Origin of the sequence: Bradyrhizobium sp. 186, assembly GCF_023101685.1 — a bacterium.
Lineage (GTDB): Bacteria > Pseudomonadota > Alphaproteobacteria > Rhizobiales > Xanthobacteraceae > Bradyrhizobium.
This window is the reverse complement of record NZ_CP082165.1, coordinates 123288-138867: the sequence shown is the minus strand read 5'-3', so window position 1 is coordinate 138867 and position 15580 is coordinate 123288. Positions and strand designations below refer to the sequence as shown.

At 58.0% G+C, this 15580-nt stretch carries 16 protein-coding genes and 1 pseudogene; 9 read left to right on the top strand and 8 right to left on the bottom strand.

Annotated elements, in window-relative coordinates; genetic code table 11:
• The first annotated feature begins 10 nt into the window (after window positions 1-10).
• The gene (locus IVB18_RS50420) at window positions 11-2401 is read left to right on the top strand and encodes a crotonase/enoyl-CoA hydratase family protein (RefSeq protein WP_247992218.1); all 2391 of its coding nucleotides are present in this window, start codon (window positions 11-13) and stop codon (window positions 2399-2401) included.
• A gap of 235 nt (window positions 2402-2636) precedes the next feature.
• Here the strand turns inward: IVB18_RS50420 and IVB18_RS50415 are convergent, their stop codons facing one another.
• A complete protein-coding gene (locus IVB18_RS50415; protein WP_247992217.1) occupies window positions 2637-3521 on the bottom strand; it encodes a LysR substrate-binding domain-containing protein in 885 nt (294 codons plus the stop codon).
• A 234-nt stretch (window positions 3522-3755) separates the two neighbouring features.
• Here IVB18_RS50415 and IVB18_RS50410 point away from each other — a divergent pair, with 234 nt between their 5' ends.
• Both IVB18_RS50410 and IVB18_RS50405 read left to right on the top strand, forming a co-directional pair.
• Window positions 3756-4391, top strand: a complete 636-nt coding sequence (locus tag IVB18_RS50410) for a flavin reductase family protein (protein WP_247992216.1) — start codon at window positions 3756-3758, stop codon at window positions 4389-4391.
• A gap of 352 nt (window positions 4392-4743) precedes the next feature.
• Window positions 4744-5002, top strand: a pseudogene (locus tag IVB18_RS50405) (ABC transporter substrate-binding protein); the annotation flags it as partial.
• A gap of 477 nt (window positions 5003-5479) precedes the next feature.
• Here the strand turns inward: IVB18_RS50405 and IVB18_RS50400 are convergent.
• From IVB18_RS50400 to IVB18_RS50380, 5 genes are all read right to left on the bottom strand, one after another.
• Window positions 5480-6229: an SDR family oxidoreductase gene (locus IVB18_RS50400; RefSeq protein ID WP_247992215.1), complete on the bottom strand. Its 750-nt coding sequence runs from the start codon at window positions 6227-6229 to the stop codon at window positions 5480-5482.
• 57 nt (window positions 6230-6286) lie between these two features.
• Window positions 6287-7171 carry an enoyl-CoA hydratase/isomerase family protein gene (locus tag IVB18_RS50395; protein ID WP_247992214.1) on the bottom strand — a complete coding sequence of 295 codons (885 nt, stop codon included), beginning with the start codon at window positions 7169-7171 and terminating at the stop codon, window positions 6287-6289.
• A 218-nt stretch (window positions 7172-7389) separates the two neighbouring features.
• Window positions 7390-7974 carry an NAD(P)H-dependent oxidoreductase gene (locus IVB18_RS50390; RefSeq protein WP_247992213.1) on the bottom strand — a complete coding sequence of 195 codons (585 nt, stop codon included), beginning with the start codon at window positions 7972-7974 and terminating at the stop codon, window positions 7390-7392.
• Window positions 7975-8085: 111 nt separating this feature from the next.
• On the bottom strand, window positions 8086-8532 hold the full coding sequence (locus IVB18_RS50385) for a nuclear transport factor 2 family protein (RefSeq protein ID WP_247992212.1): 447 nt from the start codon (window positions 8530-8532) through the stop codon (window positions 8086-8088).
• A 39-nt stretch (window positions 8533-8571) separates the two neighbouring features.
• Complete coding sequence (locus tag IVB18_RS50380; RefSeq protein WP_247992211.1) at window positions 8572-8958, bottom strand: hypothetical protein; 387 nt, start codon at window positions 8956-8958, stop codon at window positions 8572-8574.
• Between the two features lie 111 nt (window positions 8959-9069).
• Here IVB18_RS50380 and IVB18_RS50375 point away from each other — a divergent pair, with 111 nt between their 5' ends.
• The gene (locus IVB18_RS50375) at window positions 9070-10014 is read left to right on the top strand and encodes a GlxA family transcriptional regulator (RefSeq protein ID WP_247992210.1); all 945 of its coding nucleotides are present in this window, start codon (window positions 9070-9072) and stop codon (window positions 10012-10014) included.
• A 182-nt stretch (window positions 10015-10196) separates the two neighbouring features.
• On the opposite strand, the gene IVB18_RS50370 is transcribed toward IVB18_RS50375, so the two are convergent.
• Both IVB18_RS50370 and IVB18_RS50365 read right to left on the bottom strand, forming a co-directional pair.
• Window positions 10197-10523, bottom strand: a complete 327-nt coding sequence (locus IVB18_RS50370; protein ID WP_247992209.1) for a hypothetical protein — start codon at window positions 10521-10523, stop codon at window positions 10197-10199.
• Between the two features lie 62 nt (window positions 10524-10585).
• Window positions 10586-10750, bottom strand: a complete 165-nt coding sequence (locus tag IVB18_RS50365) for a hypothetical protein (RefSeq protein ID WP_247992208.1) — start codon at window positions 10748-10750, stop codon at window positions 10586-10588.
• A 255-nt stretch (window positions 10751-11005) separates the two neighbouring features.
• Between IVB18_RS50365 and IVB18_RS50360 the strand changes: the two genes are divergently transcribed.
• The 5 genes from IVB18_RS50360 to IVB18_RS50340 all read left to right on the top strand — a co-directional run bounded on the left by IVB18_RS50360 (window position 11006) and on the right by IVB18_RS50340 (window position 15555).
• Entirely contained in the window at window positions 11006-11407 is a 402-nt protein-coding gene (locus IVB18_RS50360; protein WP_247992207.1) for a hypothetical protein, read from the top strand.
• Between the two features lie 70 nt (window positions 11408-11477).
• Complete coding sequence (locus IVB18_RS50355; protein WP_247992206.1) at window positions 11478-12401, top strand: AraC family transcriptional regulator; 924 nt, start codon at window positions 11478-11480, stop codon at window positions 12399-12401.
• Window positions 12402-12667: 266 nt separating this feature from the next.
• Window positions 12668-13687 carry an alcohol dehydrogenase catalytic domain-containing protein gene (locus IVB18_RS50350; RefSeq protein WP_247992205.1) on the top strand — a complete coding sequence of 340 codons (1020 nt, stop codon included), beginning with the start codon at window positions 12668-12670 and terminating at the stop codon, window positions 13685-13687.
• Window positions 13688-13726: 39 nt separating this feature from the next.
• Entirely contained in the window at window positions 13727-14155 is a 429-nt protein-coding gene (locus tag IVB18_RS50345) for a nuclear transport factor 2 family protein (RefSeq protein ID WP_247992204.1), read from the top strand.
• Entirely contained in the window at window positions 14104-15555 is a 1452-nt protein-coding gene (locus IVB18_RS50340; RefSeq protein ID WP_247992203.1) for an aldehyde dehydrogenase family protein, read from the top strand. Before IVB18_RS50345 ends, IVB18_RS50340 begins: the two co-directional genes overlap by 52 nt.
• Window positions 15556-15580: the final 25 nt, after the last annotated feature.

Genomic DNA, 15580 nt, shown 5'->3' with positions numbered 1-15580 from the left:
AGGAGTCGCCATGTCCGATCGCGTCGCATTCAACGTTGCCGCAAAACAACAATTTGAGCCAGCCGAGACGTCGTTTTCCGAGTATTTTTTGACCGCCATTGAGCAGTACGGCGATAGGGTCGCTCTCGTTGACGGCCTTTCGGAAGAAAAAATCACGTATAAGGAGCTTGCACAGCATATCCGCGCTTTTGCGGGCGCGCTCGTTGAGCGGGGGCTCAAACTCGGCGAAGTCACCGCCGTCATCATGCCGAACACTATCTGGTATCCAGTCGTGGTTCAGGGCATTGCGCACGCTGGCGGCGTTTTTACCACCCTCAATCCTCTTGCTGATCCGAACGAGGTCGAAAAGCTGCTGAAGCTAACCGACGTGACCCGCCTAATCACGACACCACAAGTACTTCAGAAACTTGATAAAACCATCGAAAATCTGAATCTGAAGGAAACGATCGTTATCGGCGGTGCAGAAGGACCATCGTCGTTTGAAACGATGCTCAAAGCAACACCACTTCTTGAAGAGCGAACGAGAGATTTTACCAACGATCCACTCGGATTGCTGTTTTCCAGCGGAACAAGCGGCCTGCCAAAAGCAGTAATTTTGACCGGTCGAAATTTTGTCGCCGGCGTGGAGCAATTGCGGGCAAGGGAGCAACAATTTCAGAAAGACGAAATCGTTCTCGCCGCACTTCCCTTTTTCCACATCTACGGACTTGTTGTTTTTGTTGGATGCAGCCTGAGCAACGGCTGCACATTGATTGTTTTGCCGGGTTTTGATTTTGAGGTCGTCCTCAAGCTTATCGAAACAAAACGCATCAAACTCGCCCCGGTTGTATCACCCATCGTTCAGATGTTCGCCAAACATCCACTCGTCGATCATTTTGATTTGAGCAGTCTGCGGCTCGTGATCACGGGGGCATCGCCAATCAATCCGGAGGTTATGAAGCAAGCCTCTAAGCGCATGAACGTACCCATTATCAACGCCTGGGGCTTAACAGAGACCACGACAGTCGGCACGATATCCGAGATCGACGCGCCGGATAGCGCGTTCGGCTCCGTTGGGACGCTTTACCGCGGAATGGAAGCGCGAATTGTAGAGTTAGGCACCGGCAAGCCCCTGCCTCCAGGAGAAGAAGGCGAGCTTCTGTTGCGCGGTCCTAACATCATGAAGGGCTATTTTAAAAATGCCACCGCCACGGAAGAGGCTATCGATAAAGATGGCTGGCTTCGGACCGGCGATGTCGGCCGCATTGACCCGGACGGTCATATTTTCATACTCGACCGGGCAAAGGAATTTATTAAGTTCAAAGGTTTCCAAATTAGCCCTGCTGAACTCGAAGGAGTTTTGCTAACGCACCCGGCGGTAGCCGATTCGGGCGTGGTCGCGAGTCCGGACTCAGAGGCCGGCGAGGTTCCCAAAGCATTTGTCGTGAAGCGCGCCAATGTAACCGAACAGGAACTCTTCGATTATGTGGCCGAGCGCGTAGCACCCTATAAGAAAATACGTGAGATCGAATTTATCGACGCAATTCCAAAGACACCCGCGGGGAAAATCCTGCGACGCATCTTGGTTCTTCGAGAGCGAGAGCAACGCGCAGTTAGCAGCGCTTCATCGAATAGGTTGGAAGATCGGGTCGTCGTCGCCCGGCACGGCGCCGTTCTATCGATCTGCCTTGATCGCCCAAGAAAGATGAACGCGTTCGATATGGATATGTTCAGGGGTCTCGGCCGGGCTCTGACAATGCTGGAAGATGATCCAACATTAAAGGTTGGCGTGCTGCACGCCAATGGAATTGTCTTTAGTTCGGGATTGGACACGGTGAGCGCCGGGCCGCTGGCCGCGCGCGGGGACTTGAGATTCGACCCTACGCTTGTTGACTTTATCGAGGTTCAACCTGACGCACGAAGACGTACAAAGCCAGTCGTGGCGGCCGTGCATGGCAAATGCCTCAATCTGGGAGTTGAGCTTGTCGCTGCCAGTGACATCGCCGTAGCAGCGGACGACACCGTATTCGGCCAAAAAGAAGTTGCGCGTGGGCTATTCCCGTTCGGCAGCGGTACAGTTAATCTCCCACCCAAGATTGGTCTTGGGAACGCGCTTTACTATATTCTCACCGCCGATGATTTCTCAGCGACAAAAGCTCTTCAGATGGGCCTAGTGCAAGAGGTGGTGCCGGCGGAAGACGTTTTCAAACACGCAATGGAGATAGCGCAACGTATTGCCAGAAATTCTCCGCTCGGCGTCGTTGCCGCCCTCGCATCGGTGCGCAAAATGAGGGAGGAAGGACCACGCGCTGCGCTGGCAGACTTGCCTGCAGAAGTAATTCGATTAACTTCGTCGGAAGATTTCAAAGAAGGCGTTCAAGCCTTCATGGAAAAGCGTGCACCGGACTTTAAGGGACGATAGCGCGGGCAATTGGAACGGACATCCAATCGCCCCGTCGGATTAACCTCTGCGATTGGGCGTTTCGGGGGAACTTAATTCCCTCGATTCGCACCGCGCGCAAGCCATACTAGGTAAGCGCGAGACAGCTCAAGCCGCCGATTCGCATATTGAGCGATTATGGCCCGAGTGCAAGACGTTCCTCAACCTGACAAAGATTGGGAGCGTTAAGGATTTGGAGAAAGCAGATGAGAGTAATTTACTCTTGCATCATCCGATTTATCCAGCTGCGCAACCGCATAATTCGATGTGACGTTTCCTCTCCTTTTCTGCATAAGAGGAGATACGATGCCTTAGAGTCGAATGTTTGCTCGAATGGCATAACGAGGCGCCCATCGCGCAAATGTTTTTCGATGATGATAATCGGAGCTATAGTGACGCCAATCCCATCGATGGCGGCTTGGATTCCATCTAACATTGGTGTGAAGCGGAGGGAACGGTTTGGCTTAATGGGATTCTTTCCCATTGCCTCGTACCAAGTGTCCCATTCGTGACTCAATTGGGTCACCACGATTCGCGTAAAATTTCTCAGATCGTCCACATTGGCGATTTTAGACGCCAGCGCCTCAGAGCATACAAGCGCCGATGTAACGCGTGCTAGGATTTCCGAATGGAGCCCTGGACCGCCACCGTAGCCAAGTCGAACAGCCGCGTGGAATTCTCCGTCGGTCAGATCGATAAGAGGTTGGCTCACATCAAGATTAAGTTTGAGTTTCGGGTTTGATCGCTCAAATTCAGCGACGCGTGCCGTAAGATAACGAGCAGCGAAGGCGGGAGCGACGCTTACGCGTAGTTCCGACGAGGCCGCCGTATCAACGATCGCACTTACGCCTCGGGAAAGTTCTGAAAAGCCCCGCAGTGTATAACCTCGAAGTGTTTCTCCCGCAGGGGTCAGCCGTACGGACCGAGATTCGCGCACAAACAGTCGTTGTCCGAGTTCGAGCTCCAGCCTTCTAATTTGATGGCTCACGGCGGATGGCGTCAGATTCAGTTCCTGAGCGGCCTTGTGAAACGACAGTAAACGCGCAGCTACCTCGAAGGCGCGGAGGGCCGATAAGTGGCGGATTGAAGCTATTGTGCTCATAGGCCACAAATAGGTGACACAAAGTCACATTTCCAGTGCTTTATTTCGTTTGTTTTGATCATTCCTCAGCAGCAAATAGCTTCTCAGAGTCGGCAGGTCAGGCTGGAGAACGAAGCTTGTTTCTTTTTCAAGTTACATTCTAGGCGCAGCTTCAAACGATACAGTTGCTTTCGTCGGTGATCGGTTGGGAGAAAAGCTTAGTATCGAAGTGCATGCACTCACGAGGAGAATCCTATGAAATTTGACTTCGAAACGCTTACAGAAGATATGCGGTACAAGTTGATGCTGGCGACGGTATTACCGCGCCCAATTGCATGGGTAACCTCTCAAGACAAGAATGGACTTGTAAACGCTGCCCCATTTTCATTCTTCAATGTGTTTGGTACGGAGCCCGCGACGGTCGGAATCGGTGTAGGCCGGAATGGGGGATCGAAGCCAAAAGACACCTGTCTCAACATCCGCGCAACGGAGGAATTTGTCGTTAGTTTGGTTCAGTTTTCTGCTGCGGAGAAGATGCGGGCGAGCTCTATGCCATTTCCATCGCATGTGAGTGAGATTTCAGCCGTAGGCCTTTCGACATCGCCGAGTGAACGAGTGGCGCCACCACGGATCGCCGAAAGCCCAGCGTCCTTCGAATGCAAGTTTATGCAGGAAATTCGGCTCGGAAATTTCAGTTTAATCCTGGGCCGCATTGTTATGTTGCATGTTCGCGACGAAGCGGTTCTCGACGCCGATCGTCTTCATATTGATGCTGAGAATATGGACCTTATAGGCCGCATGGAGGGCGCCTTGTACACGCGCACCCGCGACAAGTTCGAACCGAACATCGATTTAGCTCAAATGCTTCTGGCGAAGCACGGCGGACAATGATTTGCCAGTGAAATTAGCGCCAGTTGCGAGGCGTGTCTTGCCTTGCCAAACCCCGAACCAAAGCTGTTTGTAAATCCTGAAACGGCCCAGGAGTATGGTCTGGAAGAGGGAGCGTGGGCGCGTATCGAAACGAGCGGGGGGCAGATGCATTCAATCTTTGAGCTGCGCCCTTACATGCCAAAAAATTTGATACGCGTTCCGCACGGGTGGTGGAAGCCGGAAACTGCGCAGGGCAAAGAGTCGCTTTCAAGCGCATGGCTTTACTCGGACGCAATGATTATGGCCGTGAGTTGATTCCGGCGACGCGCCGCCTGATCGCGGAGTTTCAGAACAGCCGAGGCGTTGCGGCAGAATGAGAGTCCTGTCGCTTTGCGTCGCGATTATCGTCGCAGCCATTCATCCAACCCTCGCGCAAACCACGCTGCGCGTCGGCGACCAGAAGAGCAATTCGCAGGCTGTGATGGAAGCCGCCGGCGTTCTCAAGGATCTTCCCTACAAGATCGAGTGGAAGGAGTTTCCGGCGGCGGCGCCGCTGCTTGAAGCGCTATCTGCCGGAGCGATCGAGACCGGCCTGGTCGGGCGATGCGCCATTCACGTTTGCGGCGGCCACCGAACGCCGCTTTTTGGCGCAAGCGGACATTCAGACAGCGCCGTAAGAGGTCATCAGGTCGCGTTTTGTGTTCTCGCCCGCACCTGGCTAAGCGCTCGCTACTGGTAAAGCAAATAGCATTTGAGTTGATGTGCGGAGGATCGGCATCACGCGCCAGCTGAGCTTTTCCTCAAACCCTATGTCCGAGTTCATGGGACGAATTCGAACGTTGGCACTGACGAGGCGCTACCATTGAGCGCAAGGGATCGCAGAAGATCAAAGGAAAGCGGGCAAAATCGTAGAAATTTGGTAGCGAGAGACCGCTACCGCCTTTCCCCACACGACGCAAATCTGCGATATTTCCTCCGATCGTCCGCCTAACCGCTCATTCGTCGAAAAACGGCGTTCGCCGTCGATCTGCTTCCTGCGTTTAGCGAATCTTGCCGTGAAGACCTGGGTGTTTAGATCAGGTGGATTTGCAGGAATTCTCCGCAATTGCCTATACCTGTGCGAAGCCGCCATCCACAAATAATTCCGTTCCCGTGATGTAGCTGCTGTCATCGGATGCGAGAAACACCACGGCTTTGGCGACCTCGTCGGGCGTGCCGAGCCTGCCGAGCGGGACAGTGTTGGAAATCATCTTCAAGCGTTCCTGGCCCGCTTCGCCGGAAGCTAGCAGATCGCTTAGTCCTGGCGTGTCGGTAGAGCCCGGGCTTACCGCGTTCACGCGAATGCGACGCCCCTTCAAATCCGTCGTCCATGTCCGTGCGAAGGAGCGCACAGCGGCCTTTGTGGCGCTATAAACACTATTCGACGCCAACCCTTTGCTGGCAACGATCGAAGCGTTCAGGATAATCGAGGCGCCGTCCGACAGCAGCGGAAGCGCCTTCTGCACCGTGAAAAGCAGACCTTTTACATTGATGCCGAAGGTCAAGTCATAGAGCTCCTCGGTTATCTTGCCGAGGGCGGCATACTTCGCCATACCGGCATTGGCGAATACGATATCGAGCTTGCCCTTCTCCCGCTTGATCTGTGCGAACAGGCGATCAAGATCGCCAAGGTTCGATACGTCTCCTTGCACGGCGGTTACATTTCGTCCGATCTTTTTGACTGCCGCGGCCAATTCGGGATCACGACGGCCCGTGATGAAGACATGCGCGCCTTCGTTCACAAACTGCTTTGCCGTCGCAAGACCAATGCCGCTATTACCACCGGTAATGAGTGCGATTTTTCCTTCAAGCCTGTTCATTTTTCACTCCCCTGATCAAAACTGTCAAATTGCGAGGACGACCCTGGTCACCCCGCATCAACCTGATGTGGCCGTGCGTGGCTTGCGGGCGACCATGCCTACGTAAGCGCCTAGGTTCAGTTCGACGTCGCTGCGCTGCTGGAAGCCGTGCTCGAACGCCTGCCCGATGATGGAGGGCGCGGCCGGGCGGGCGGCGGCCTCCGCAAAGGCGTCCATTTCGGCGATCAGAGCCGCAGCGGCGGGAAGCGACGCAGCATTGACGAAGCGCTTGATGTCGGCCAGCGCGAGCAGGTCGAACCGCGAGACCCGCTCCGCAAAGGCATTGACGAAGCCAACGAACTCCGCGTCGGGAACGGCGCGGTTGACGTAGCCATACCGCTCGGCGAGGCCCCCGTCGAAGTCCTCGCCACCGAGCAGGATTTCGAATGCCCGCCCGCGACCAACCATGCCCGGCAGACGGGTCGACGGGCCGCCTCCAGGCACGGCGGCGAACCCGACCTCGAATTGCCCCAGTACAGCCCGCTCCCGACTGGCGAAGCGGATGTCGGTGGCGAGGACGAACTCGCTGCCCGCACCGCGAGCTCTGCCCCGAAGGGCGCTGATCGTCACCGCCCGCGACCTACTGAGTCTGATCAGCAGGTTCGCCCAATGGTGGAACGGGGTGCGCGCCGCAGGCAACGCGTTGAACGCGGACTGATCGGCCACGATGTCGTAGTGCGCCAGGAAGAAGTCCGCGTCCGCACTGTCGAACACCACGACGGCCACCCGGTTGTCCTGCTCGATCTCGGCGAGCAGATCATGCAGCGCGACGATCATCACCGGGTCGATGAGGTTGATCGGCGGGGTGTCGAAGGTCACGCGCCATAGCGACGGTGTCGATCTGTCCAGACTGAAGCCCGTGTATGCCAGGTGGGAAGTGCCCTTCGAGGGGGAGTTACTCATGCTCGTTTCCTTTGTGCGCCGTCAGCCCGTAACGGCCTCGTCGGGTGTCCAGTCTCCAGTCCAATTTCCGTCGCGGAGGACCTGGTGACAGAACTGTCCGTTGCGGATATGCGACGCGATTACCTGCGTTTTGGCTCGGTGATGGTGATTTGGCAGGGCAAGGGACATCTGGATGGCTGTGAAAATTGCGCAGCAATAGAGCCGCCGCGTAGTTGCGATCAGGACGCGCTTGCGCGCGCCGTCTTCAAGGCTGCGGTCCACCACAGCAGATCGTCGATCAGCATCCCGGCGGGTGCCTCCAGCTCGGCCAGTCCCGCGTCGACATCGCCGCCCTGGTAGTGCGCCCACAGGGTTGCGACCGGGATGTGCACCGATGAGCGAATCGGGGCGAGTTGAAGCTCGATCGCGGTTTCACGGAGCTGCTGGACGCTGCGGGCGCCCATCGCGGAGCCATAGCTCACGAAGCCAATCGCCTTGCGGTTCCACTCCGGATAGACCCAATCGATCGCATTCTTGAGCACCGCGGAGGGTCCGTAGTTGTATTCGGGAGTGACGAAGACGAAACCGTCGGACTGCGCGACCGCCGCCGTCCATCTCTGAACCACCTCATGCGCGAAGGGTGGACGGCCGGGCGTAGCCGGCGTTGCGACCTGATCGAAGAACGGCATCGGAAAGTCGCGAAGATCGAGAAGCCGAGCGTCGACCCGTTCGCGCAGCTTCAGATGTTGCAGAATCCACTTCGCGGGTTTTTCCGAGAAACGGCCCTCGCGGGTACTCCCAACGATTACCGAGATGACGGTCATATTTTTACTTCTTCCTTTTTGCCGAAAGAACAAAGGTCAGTTGATAAGAGGAACAGACCGTCTTGCGGCCCAGGCGGGGTTGACGGTCTGCGCTTGTCATTTCGTGCTCGATCAGAACGAGTGCACCTCATCGCCGGGTGGTCCGATGTCGGCTACACCATTCGGCAATTGCGCCTGCGCCATCGTCAACGGGTTGAAGGATTCGCGCAGCAGCTTGATCTCACCAGCCTTTGCCACCAGGTACCCGGTGAACAGATGATGGGCGGTTCGCCCGGTCGCCGCGGCGCGCCCGCGTCCTACATATTCGGCGAAGGTCTTGTCCGGCGTCTCGATCAGGATGCGGGTATCATCAGGCGCGAACGAGAAGTTGGGATAGATTTCGATTAGCTTGCGCACAAGTGCTGTGATCTCGCGGCGGCCGGTGTAGCGAGCTTCGACCCCGAGCGAGCGCAGGAACGGCAGTTCGAACACCCCGTCTTCCGCAAACAGCGACGCGGCGCGTTCCGGATCACGGACCGAGGCGAGATAATTCAGCAGCAGAGTTTTCGAGTCTTTCATCTTCATGTCCTTCTTGGCTGAGTGATTTACGGCTTGCCGTCATACAGGGCCGCCGACCCGCGCAACCTCGACCTGGTCGCCATGCCGGCGGATGCGCAGCACGTGCTGCCGCTCGCCGATGGCAAGGGGAACGGAGATCAACTGGAACTGGCCGGGCAGAAGCACCGACGAGAAACGCACCACGGCGTGCTTTTCGGCATCGCCATTCTGCGCGATCACGGTGTCGACGGTGGTCACGACGTGCCAGCCATCGGATCCGCTCACCCAATAGGTGACGGCTGCAGCGTTCGCGCCCAGGTCGGTCGTCACGGCGTGGCCTTCGCGTACCGCGCGATCAGGCTGAGCGGCCCTTAGTTCAGGGTTAGCGGTCGCGAAGATTGCGACCAGGATGCCGGCGAGACCGGCTGTCTTTGCAAAGCTTGTCATGTTGTTGCTCCGGCTGACTGGGGATGCCTGACTCTGTGTGGGAGATCTAGGCTTGCCGACGCTCGTCTCAAATGTCATATATGTGACGTTTTAGGACATGTGGGACGGACCATGCAGCGCATCGGTTTCATCGTTTTGCCGGGCTTTCAGATGCTGAGTGTGAGTTCGCTCTCGGTCTTCGAGCTCGCAAACTGGGAGATCGGCGAGCCGGCCTATCACGTGCATCTGCTGTCGGAAACCGGCGGGTCGATCCGCAGCTCGGTCGGCATCAGCGTTGCGACCGAGCCGTTCGACAACAGGAATTTCGACACCCTGATGGTCGGCGGCAGCGCCGTGGCTGGAGCCTTGACACTAGGCGTGATCAAGTTTCTGCGCCGGGGTTTGCGGCGATCGCGGCGAGTAGCTTCGACGTGCACCGGCGCGTTCGTGCTGGCGGAAGCAGGTTTGCTGGACGGCCGTCGCGCGACGACGCATTGGCACCGCGCGCGAGAATTGCAGGCCCGGTTTCCAAAGGTGAAGGTGGAGGAAGATCGCATTTTCATCACCGATGGCCCGGTGTGGACTTCGGCTGGGATGACTGCGGGCATCGACCTCGCACTAGCGATGATCGAACAGGATCTGGGTGCGGACGTCGCCCGGTCTGTGGCGAGACAATTGGTGGTTTATCACCGCCGCGCCGGCGGTCAGTCGCAGTTCTCTGCACTGCTGGAGCTGGAGCCCAAATCCGACCGTATCCAGAGCGCGCTGGCCTATGCAAAGCGCAATCTCACCTCGAAGCTGACGGTTAAACAGCTTGCCAGCGCGGCGCATCTGAGCCCGCGTCAGTTCAGCCGTGCGTTCCGCGCCGAGACCGGCCAGTCGCCAGCCAAGGCGGTCGAGAACCTTCGCGTCGAGACCGCCCGCCTGATGATGGAGCAGAGCCGCCATTCGATCGACGTCATCGCCCAGCAAACGGGTTTTGCCGATCGCTACCGCATGCGCCGCGCGTTCTTGCGTGCCTTTGGACAGCCGCCGCAGGTGATCCGACGAAACGCGCGTGCGGAGCTGGCGGCGTGAGCGTAACCCCAAGTCAGGCCGCACGGGGCCGACCGCTTTGCGCCAACAGGCGACATGGAATTCGCATCGACAAATAAGAGGCCGCCTCAGTTGGCGGCCTCTAAGTGATGCAGCGAAAGCCGCAATCTGCTCCGTGCTCAGCGATATCGCGCGCCTGGCAGAATGCACTGACCAATCAAACTTCAGTCGACGGCGGAACTCGCGTTGCGGACGAGTACGCGATCGCCTTGCCGGCTGATTTCAAGCCCGCCCGTCCGGCTTGTGGTCGACAGCACCACGTGCTGGCCAGGTGCAAGAACTGACACAACGCGGATCGGCGTTCCCGCCTCGCCCTGGGCCAGGGTCGTGACGACATGAAAACCGTCGCGCTCGATTGTGTAGTAAGCGACGCCCGATACATCGCCGAGATCGATGCTCTTGGCTTGGATCGGACGCAGGCTTTCGGCGTGGGCTGTACCGAGGGCAGCCATGAGGAATGCAGTCGTGAAAAGAATGCTCCGGATTGACATGGTGACCTCCTTGGGATCGGTTCGAATTGAATAGATGCTGGTACGCGCTGCGGTGTTGCGTCTTAGGGGCGGATATCGCCACGACGAGCATCTATGGTTGATGCCCCGTCGCTTCGCCCACCGATGTCTTCAGGCGGGAAAACGCTGTCATAGATCGCTCGGGCTTCTTGAATCAGGCGGAGCCGTTCGCGTTCGGCCTTTGGAACAAACCGGATAACCTCACCCATATTCGCCTCCATCTGTAAGTTGCCGCGCTCGGGCGGCGCCGTTGGCTGGAAGGTGGAGTGAAAACCGTCCGTTCAACAGACGGGAAAACTGAGAGGTGTCCTTCCGAAACGCGGAAGGCTTCGAGCGATTTCGTCAGGCTGCGGGGCCGGAGCGGCGCGGCTCGCACCGCTTTCAAGCGGGCGGCGTTGCCGCTATACTCGCCAAATATCAGCAAGAAAAGCATAGGGTTGCAGCCATCCAAGGAGCCATCCACCATGCATGCAATTCGAAAACTGCGTGAGTCGGGCCACGCCACTGTTGCTGACTACGAAAAGCTTCTCGCTCCAAATGTTGTTTTTCATAGCCCCGTGTTGATACGAACAGCAGAAGGCCGCGCGGTAGTTGCGAAGATTTTCGCGACCTCGACGACGCTACGGGAGGGTGCCTATACGGGTGAATGGAAGCTAGACGACCGAAGAACCCTGCTGAGATGGAAGGGAAAAATTCAGGGTCACGAGCTGGAAAGCTTCGATCTTATCGAAGAAAACGACGAGGGATTGATCGTCGATCGCACGATAGCTTTTCGTCCAATGCCCGCAGCGAGGCTTTTTCGGGATGCCATGCGGGCTGCCATGGGAAGCTCTATTCCAGACGATTTCTGGGAATATTCAGATTAGGGCGTGGGCGCAACCAAATTCGGATTGATGCGAGTTTGACGAACGCCAGATAGTTGACCGAGAGTTTGTCATGGCAAAGCGAGACATCTTCAACAGGCGGATGCAGCATATATTGCGGCTGTCCGACGAGCACACTCCACTCATCAAGACTATTCAAAAGAACTCCCTGGCGGCGACCCGTTGCCAACTCGACATGCCTTTTGACACCGTGACCAACCCGTCGCCTCGCGACGACGCCTATATGATCGTCATACAGATACACGGAAAAAATTCCCGCGAACTTTGGTTGGACGGTAGGCCGATAAAGACCGAGCCGCTCCATGCGGGCGGCGTCGTGTTTCATGACTTGCGCCAAGGCCCACGGTTCTATTTCCACGACCCTCTTGACTCCGTGAACTTTCATCTGCCGCGAAAGACTCTGGATGCGATCGCGGACGACGCCAGCGCCCCGAGGATCTCCGATCTGAAGTTCACTCCGGGCGTGGGCGTCATGGACCACGTCGTAGGAGAACTTACGCGACTGCTTTTGCCGGCGTTCGACAACCCCGACCAGGTGTCCCAGCTCTTTGCGGACCATATCAGCCTGGCTTTGGGCACTCACATCGCCCAAGCGTATGGAGGCATGAGAAGCGTCGCCGCGCCCTCGCGAGGCGGTCTCGCCACTTGGCAGGAACGGCGCGCCAAAGAGCTCATGAGCGCAAACCTTCAGGGAGATGTTTCGATTGCAGATGTCGCGACGGAATGCTCGCTATCGGCCGGGCATTTCGCTCGCGCGTTCCGGCGTTCGACGGGTCTGTCGCCGCACCAATGGCTGCTCCAACATCGGATTGATGAGGCGCATGGACTATTGCGCGACCGTAGGCTTTCGCTTGCCGAAATTGCATGCGCCTGCGGCTTTGCCGATCAAAGCCACTTCACGAAGGCCTATACGCGTCTGCGTGGCATCACGCCAGGCGCCTGGCGGCGACAGCAGCAAATTACTCGGAAGTTCTGAAAGAGGGCAACCGAGCATTGCGCAGTCTTGGCTCCTGCTCGATTCGAATCGAACAGACCAAGGATGTTTCGTTTTTACAAGAGCACGCACCCCGAATCCCCTAGTTTTACGAACTTCCACGAGTGTCAGGTAGGCGGAGTGGGGCATGCCAAAACCGCACTCCGGATGCAGGAGCGCGCCGCCTGTCTCCTCGGGGCGATGGCGTAGGTCATCAATCGGAAGCCCGCTGTGGACGTGGGTAGCAACGACAATGAAGGAGGAAGATTATGCAGGGTGCTGCGACCTATCGCGCGGTGCAGGCGGTCAGTCCAGGCAAGTTGGAGTTGACCGAAAAGCCATTGCTCGATCCGCCTGCCGGTCATGTCCGCATCCGCGTCGAAGCCTGCGGCGTGTGCCATTCCGATTCCGCGACGGTCGAGGGGATATTGCCGATCGAGTGGCCGCGGGTGCCCGGCCACGAAGCGGTCGGCCGGATCGACGCAATCGGAGAAGGCGTCCAGGGCTGGAAGCCGGACCAACGCGTAGGCGTCGGCTTCCTCGGCGGCAGCTGCGGATACTGTGTCTACTGCCGCGATGGCGATCTCGTGAACTGCACCAACCAGGGCTACACGGGGGTGCAGCACGATGGCGGCTACGCCGAGATGATGATTGCCAAGTCAAGCGGCTTGATCGCTGTGCCGGACGATCTCTCCTCGGTCGATGCTGCGCCCCTGTTATGCGCTGGTCTAACGACCTTCAGCGCCCTCAGGAACTCGCCGGCACGAGCCGGAGATCTGGTTGCGGTCTTCGGGGTCGGCGGACTGGGCCACCTCGGCGTGCAATACGCGCGGCGCATGGGGTTCGAGGTTGTCGCAATCAACCGCGGGGCCGATCGGGCCGAGCTTTCGAAGAAACTGGGCGCTCATCACTATATCGACAGCGATACGACGGATGTCGCCAGGGCACTCCAGGAGCGCGGGGGCGCGCAGGTGGTGCTGGCCACCGCCTCTGGCGGCAAGGCTGTCGCAGCCGCACTCGGCGGCTTGCGACGTGGCGGCGTTATGATTTCGCTCGGGGCCACCGATGAGCCGATCGAGTTGTCGGCGTTCGAACTACTTTTCAAGCAGCTGAGTGTCGACGGCGCGCTGACGGGTACGCCCGAGGCGGGCGACGCCACGCTCAAATTCAGTGTCCTTAGCCACGTCGCCGCCATGATCGAAACCATGCCGCTTGAACGCGCCGCGGAAGCCTACGCGCGGATGATGTCCGGCAAGGCACGGTTCCGGATGGTTCTGACCATGGAGTAGCCGGCACTTTGCAACCAATAACGCCCAGGGGAGGCGAGAATGAATAAAAACGACGACGTGAAGGCGATCACCAGAAAGTTTTTCGCCGCCTATGACGCTCATGATGTCGACGGCATGCTGGCTCTTTGCGCTGACGGCGCACAGGGACGATACCTTCCTTATGGCAAGAAGAGTCTCATGCCGATCCGGGGTGGCCTTGAACAAATCTGGCGCGGCTTGCTGGGGGCCGTGCCGGATTTCGGTGTCAAAGTAGACGAGATGATCCAGGCCGAAGGAAGCATCATCGTAGTACAGGCGCAGCTCGGTGGGGCCATGCCGGCGGATGTCCCTGGTCTTGTAACGAAAGGCAAGTCCGATCGCATCGCGCACGCCTATATCATCCGCTACAACGCGGACGGCAAAATCACGCGCTTGGATTGCTATTGGGACAACACCTCCATCAACGCCATCAAGGCGAGCGCTTTGTAAGCATGTCCGGAGAAACCCCAATGAACAAGTTCCGGGATATCTTCGATGCGCAGAGGGCGCTGTTCGCCACGGGCGTCACGCGTACGTACGAATGGCGTGTCGACCAGCTCGACCGTATGGCCCGGATGATCAGCGAGAACGAGGAGCGTTTCCAGAAGGCGATGGCCAAAGACTTCAAGACCGCCTCGCAGGAATACATCTTCGAGACCCAGGCGTCGGCGGGCGAAACAGAGGTTCAGAAGAGCCAGCTGCGAGGGTGGATGAAACCGATCGAAGCGCCAATCCCGCGCTTCCTCGCTGAGACCGGTCACAAGGGGATGATCTATCGCGAGCCATATGGCGTGGCACTGATCATTGGCCCGTTCAACGGGCCCTTGCTGTTGCTGATCCGCCCGGCGCTAGCGGCGCTCGCGGCCGGCAACACCTGCATCCTCACCCTGAGTGAGGCGCTTCCGGCAACGACCGGAGTGCTGCTCGACCTTGTCCCGAAATATTTCGATTCGGGCGCCGTGACTATAGTGGCCGGTGGTAAGGAGCAGAACACTGAACTCTTGAAGCTATCGTTCGACTTCATTTTCTTCACCGGTAGCACCTACGTCGGCAAGATCGTCGCCCGGGCGGCAGCGGAAAACCTCACGCCTGTTCTGCTCGAACTCGGCGGGATGAATCCGGCGGTCGTGGACGAGACCGCGAACATCCCCGACGCGGCGAAGAAGATTGTTTGGGGTGCTATGGCATGGGGCGGCCAATGGTGTACCTCGCCGGGCTACGCCTATGTGCACGAGTCCGTTGCGGACGCCTTCGTTGCCGAGGCGAAAAAGGCTCTGGTCGAACTGTTTGGCAACGACCCGAAATCCAATTCCGACTACTCGCGCATCATCAACGCGCGCACGGTGGACCGGCTGGCATTGCTGATAGATCCCGCTAAGGTGGTCGCCGGCGGCAAGTCGGATCGGGAAGCGCACTACCTCGACCCGACGCTTCTCTATCCCATCACCTGGGATGACAAGATCATGGAGGACGAGATCTTCGGCCCGATACTGCCGATCCTGACCTACAAGTCCTTCGACGAGGCGATGGCAAGGATGGCGACGACACCGCGAGCGCTTGCCGGCTTCATCTTCAGCCGTGAACAGAAGACCATCGACCGCTTCATTGGCCAACTATCCTACGGTGGAGGCGGCGTGAATCTGGTGAATGTTCATCTGTTCGTCGAGACGATGCCGTTCGGAGGTACCGGATCCGCCGGGATGGGCCACTACTACGGAAAATACGGCTTCGATGCGCTCACCCATGCCAAGTCGATGCTGATCTCCCCGCCAGACGTTGCGATCGATCACCTCTACTCCCCCTTCACCGACGAAAAGAACCGGTCGCTTCAAGGCTGGTTTGAGTATTGAGACGAAGTTCTTAGAGTCTGTCCGG

What these genes read in the sequence shown, in the direction of transcription:
- IVB18_RS50420 (WP_247992218.1), top strand. Translation starts at nt 11, where the DNA reads ATGTCCGATCGCGTCGCATTCAACGTTGCCGCAAAACAACAATTTGAG.
- IVB18_RS50415 (WP_247992217.1), bottom strand. Translation starts at nt 3,521, where the DNA reads ATGAGCACAATAGCTTCAATCCGCCACTTATCGGCCCTCCGCGCCTTC.
- IVB18_RS50410 (WP_247992216.1), top strand. Translation starts at nt 3,756, where the DNA reads ATGAAATTTGACTTCGAAACGCTTACAGAAGATATGCGGTACAAGTTG.
- IVB18_RS50400 (WP_247992215.1), bottom strand. Translation starts at nt 6,229, where the DNA reads ATGAACAGGCTTGAAGGAAAAATCGCACTCATTACCGGTGGTAATAGC.
- IVB18_RS50395 (WP_247992214.1), bottom strand. Translation starts at nt 7,171, where the DNA reads ATGAGTAACTCCCCCTCGAAGGGCACTTCCCACCTGGCATACACGGGC.
- IVB18_RS50390 (WP_247992213.1), bottom strand. Translation starts at nt 7,974, where the DNA reads ATGACCGTCATCTCGGTAATCGTTGGGAGTACCCGCGAGGGCCGTTTC.
- IVB18_RS50385 (WP_247992212.1), bottom strand. Translation starts at nt 8,532, where the DNA reads ATGAAAGACTCGAAAACTCTGCTGCTGAATTATCTCGCCTCGGTCCGT.
- IVB18_RS50380 (WP_247992211.1), bottom strand. Translation starts at nt 8,958, where the DNA reads ATGACAAGCTTTGCAAAGACAGCCGGTCTCGCCGGCATCCTGGTCGCA.
- IVB18_RS50375 (WP_247992210.1), top strand. Translation starts at nt 9,070, where the DNA reads ATGCAGCGCATCGGTTTCATCGTTTTGCCGGGCTTTCAGATGCTGAGT.
- IVB18_RS50370 (WP_247992209.1), bottom strand. Translation starts at nt 10,523, where the DNA reads ATGTCAATCCGGAGCATTCTTTTCACGACTGCATTCCTCATGGCTGCC.
- IVB18_RS50365 (WP_247992208.1), bottom strand. Translation starts at nt 10,750, where the DNA reads ATGGGTGAGGTTATCCGGTTTGTTCCAAAGGCCGAACGCGAACGGCTC.
- IVB18_RS50360 (WP_247992207.1), top strand. Translation starts at nt 11,006, where the DNA reads ATGCATGCAATTCGAAAACTGCGTGAGTCGGGCCACGCCACTGTTGCT.
- IVB18_RS50355 (WP_247992206.1), top strand. Translation starts at nt 11,478, where the DNA reads ATGGCAAAGCGAGACATCTTCAACAGGCGGATGCAGCATATATTGCGG.
- IVB18_RS50350 (WP_247992205.1), top strand. Translation starts at nt 12,668, where the DNA reads ATGCAGGGTGCTGCGACCTATCGCGCGGTGCAGGCGGTCAGTCCAGGC.
- IVB18_RS50345 (WP_247992204.1), top strand. Translation starts at nt 13,727, where the DNA reads ATGAATAAAAACGACGACGTGAAGGCGATCACCAGAAAGTTTTTCGCC.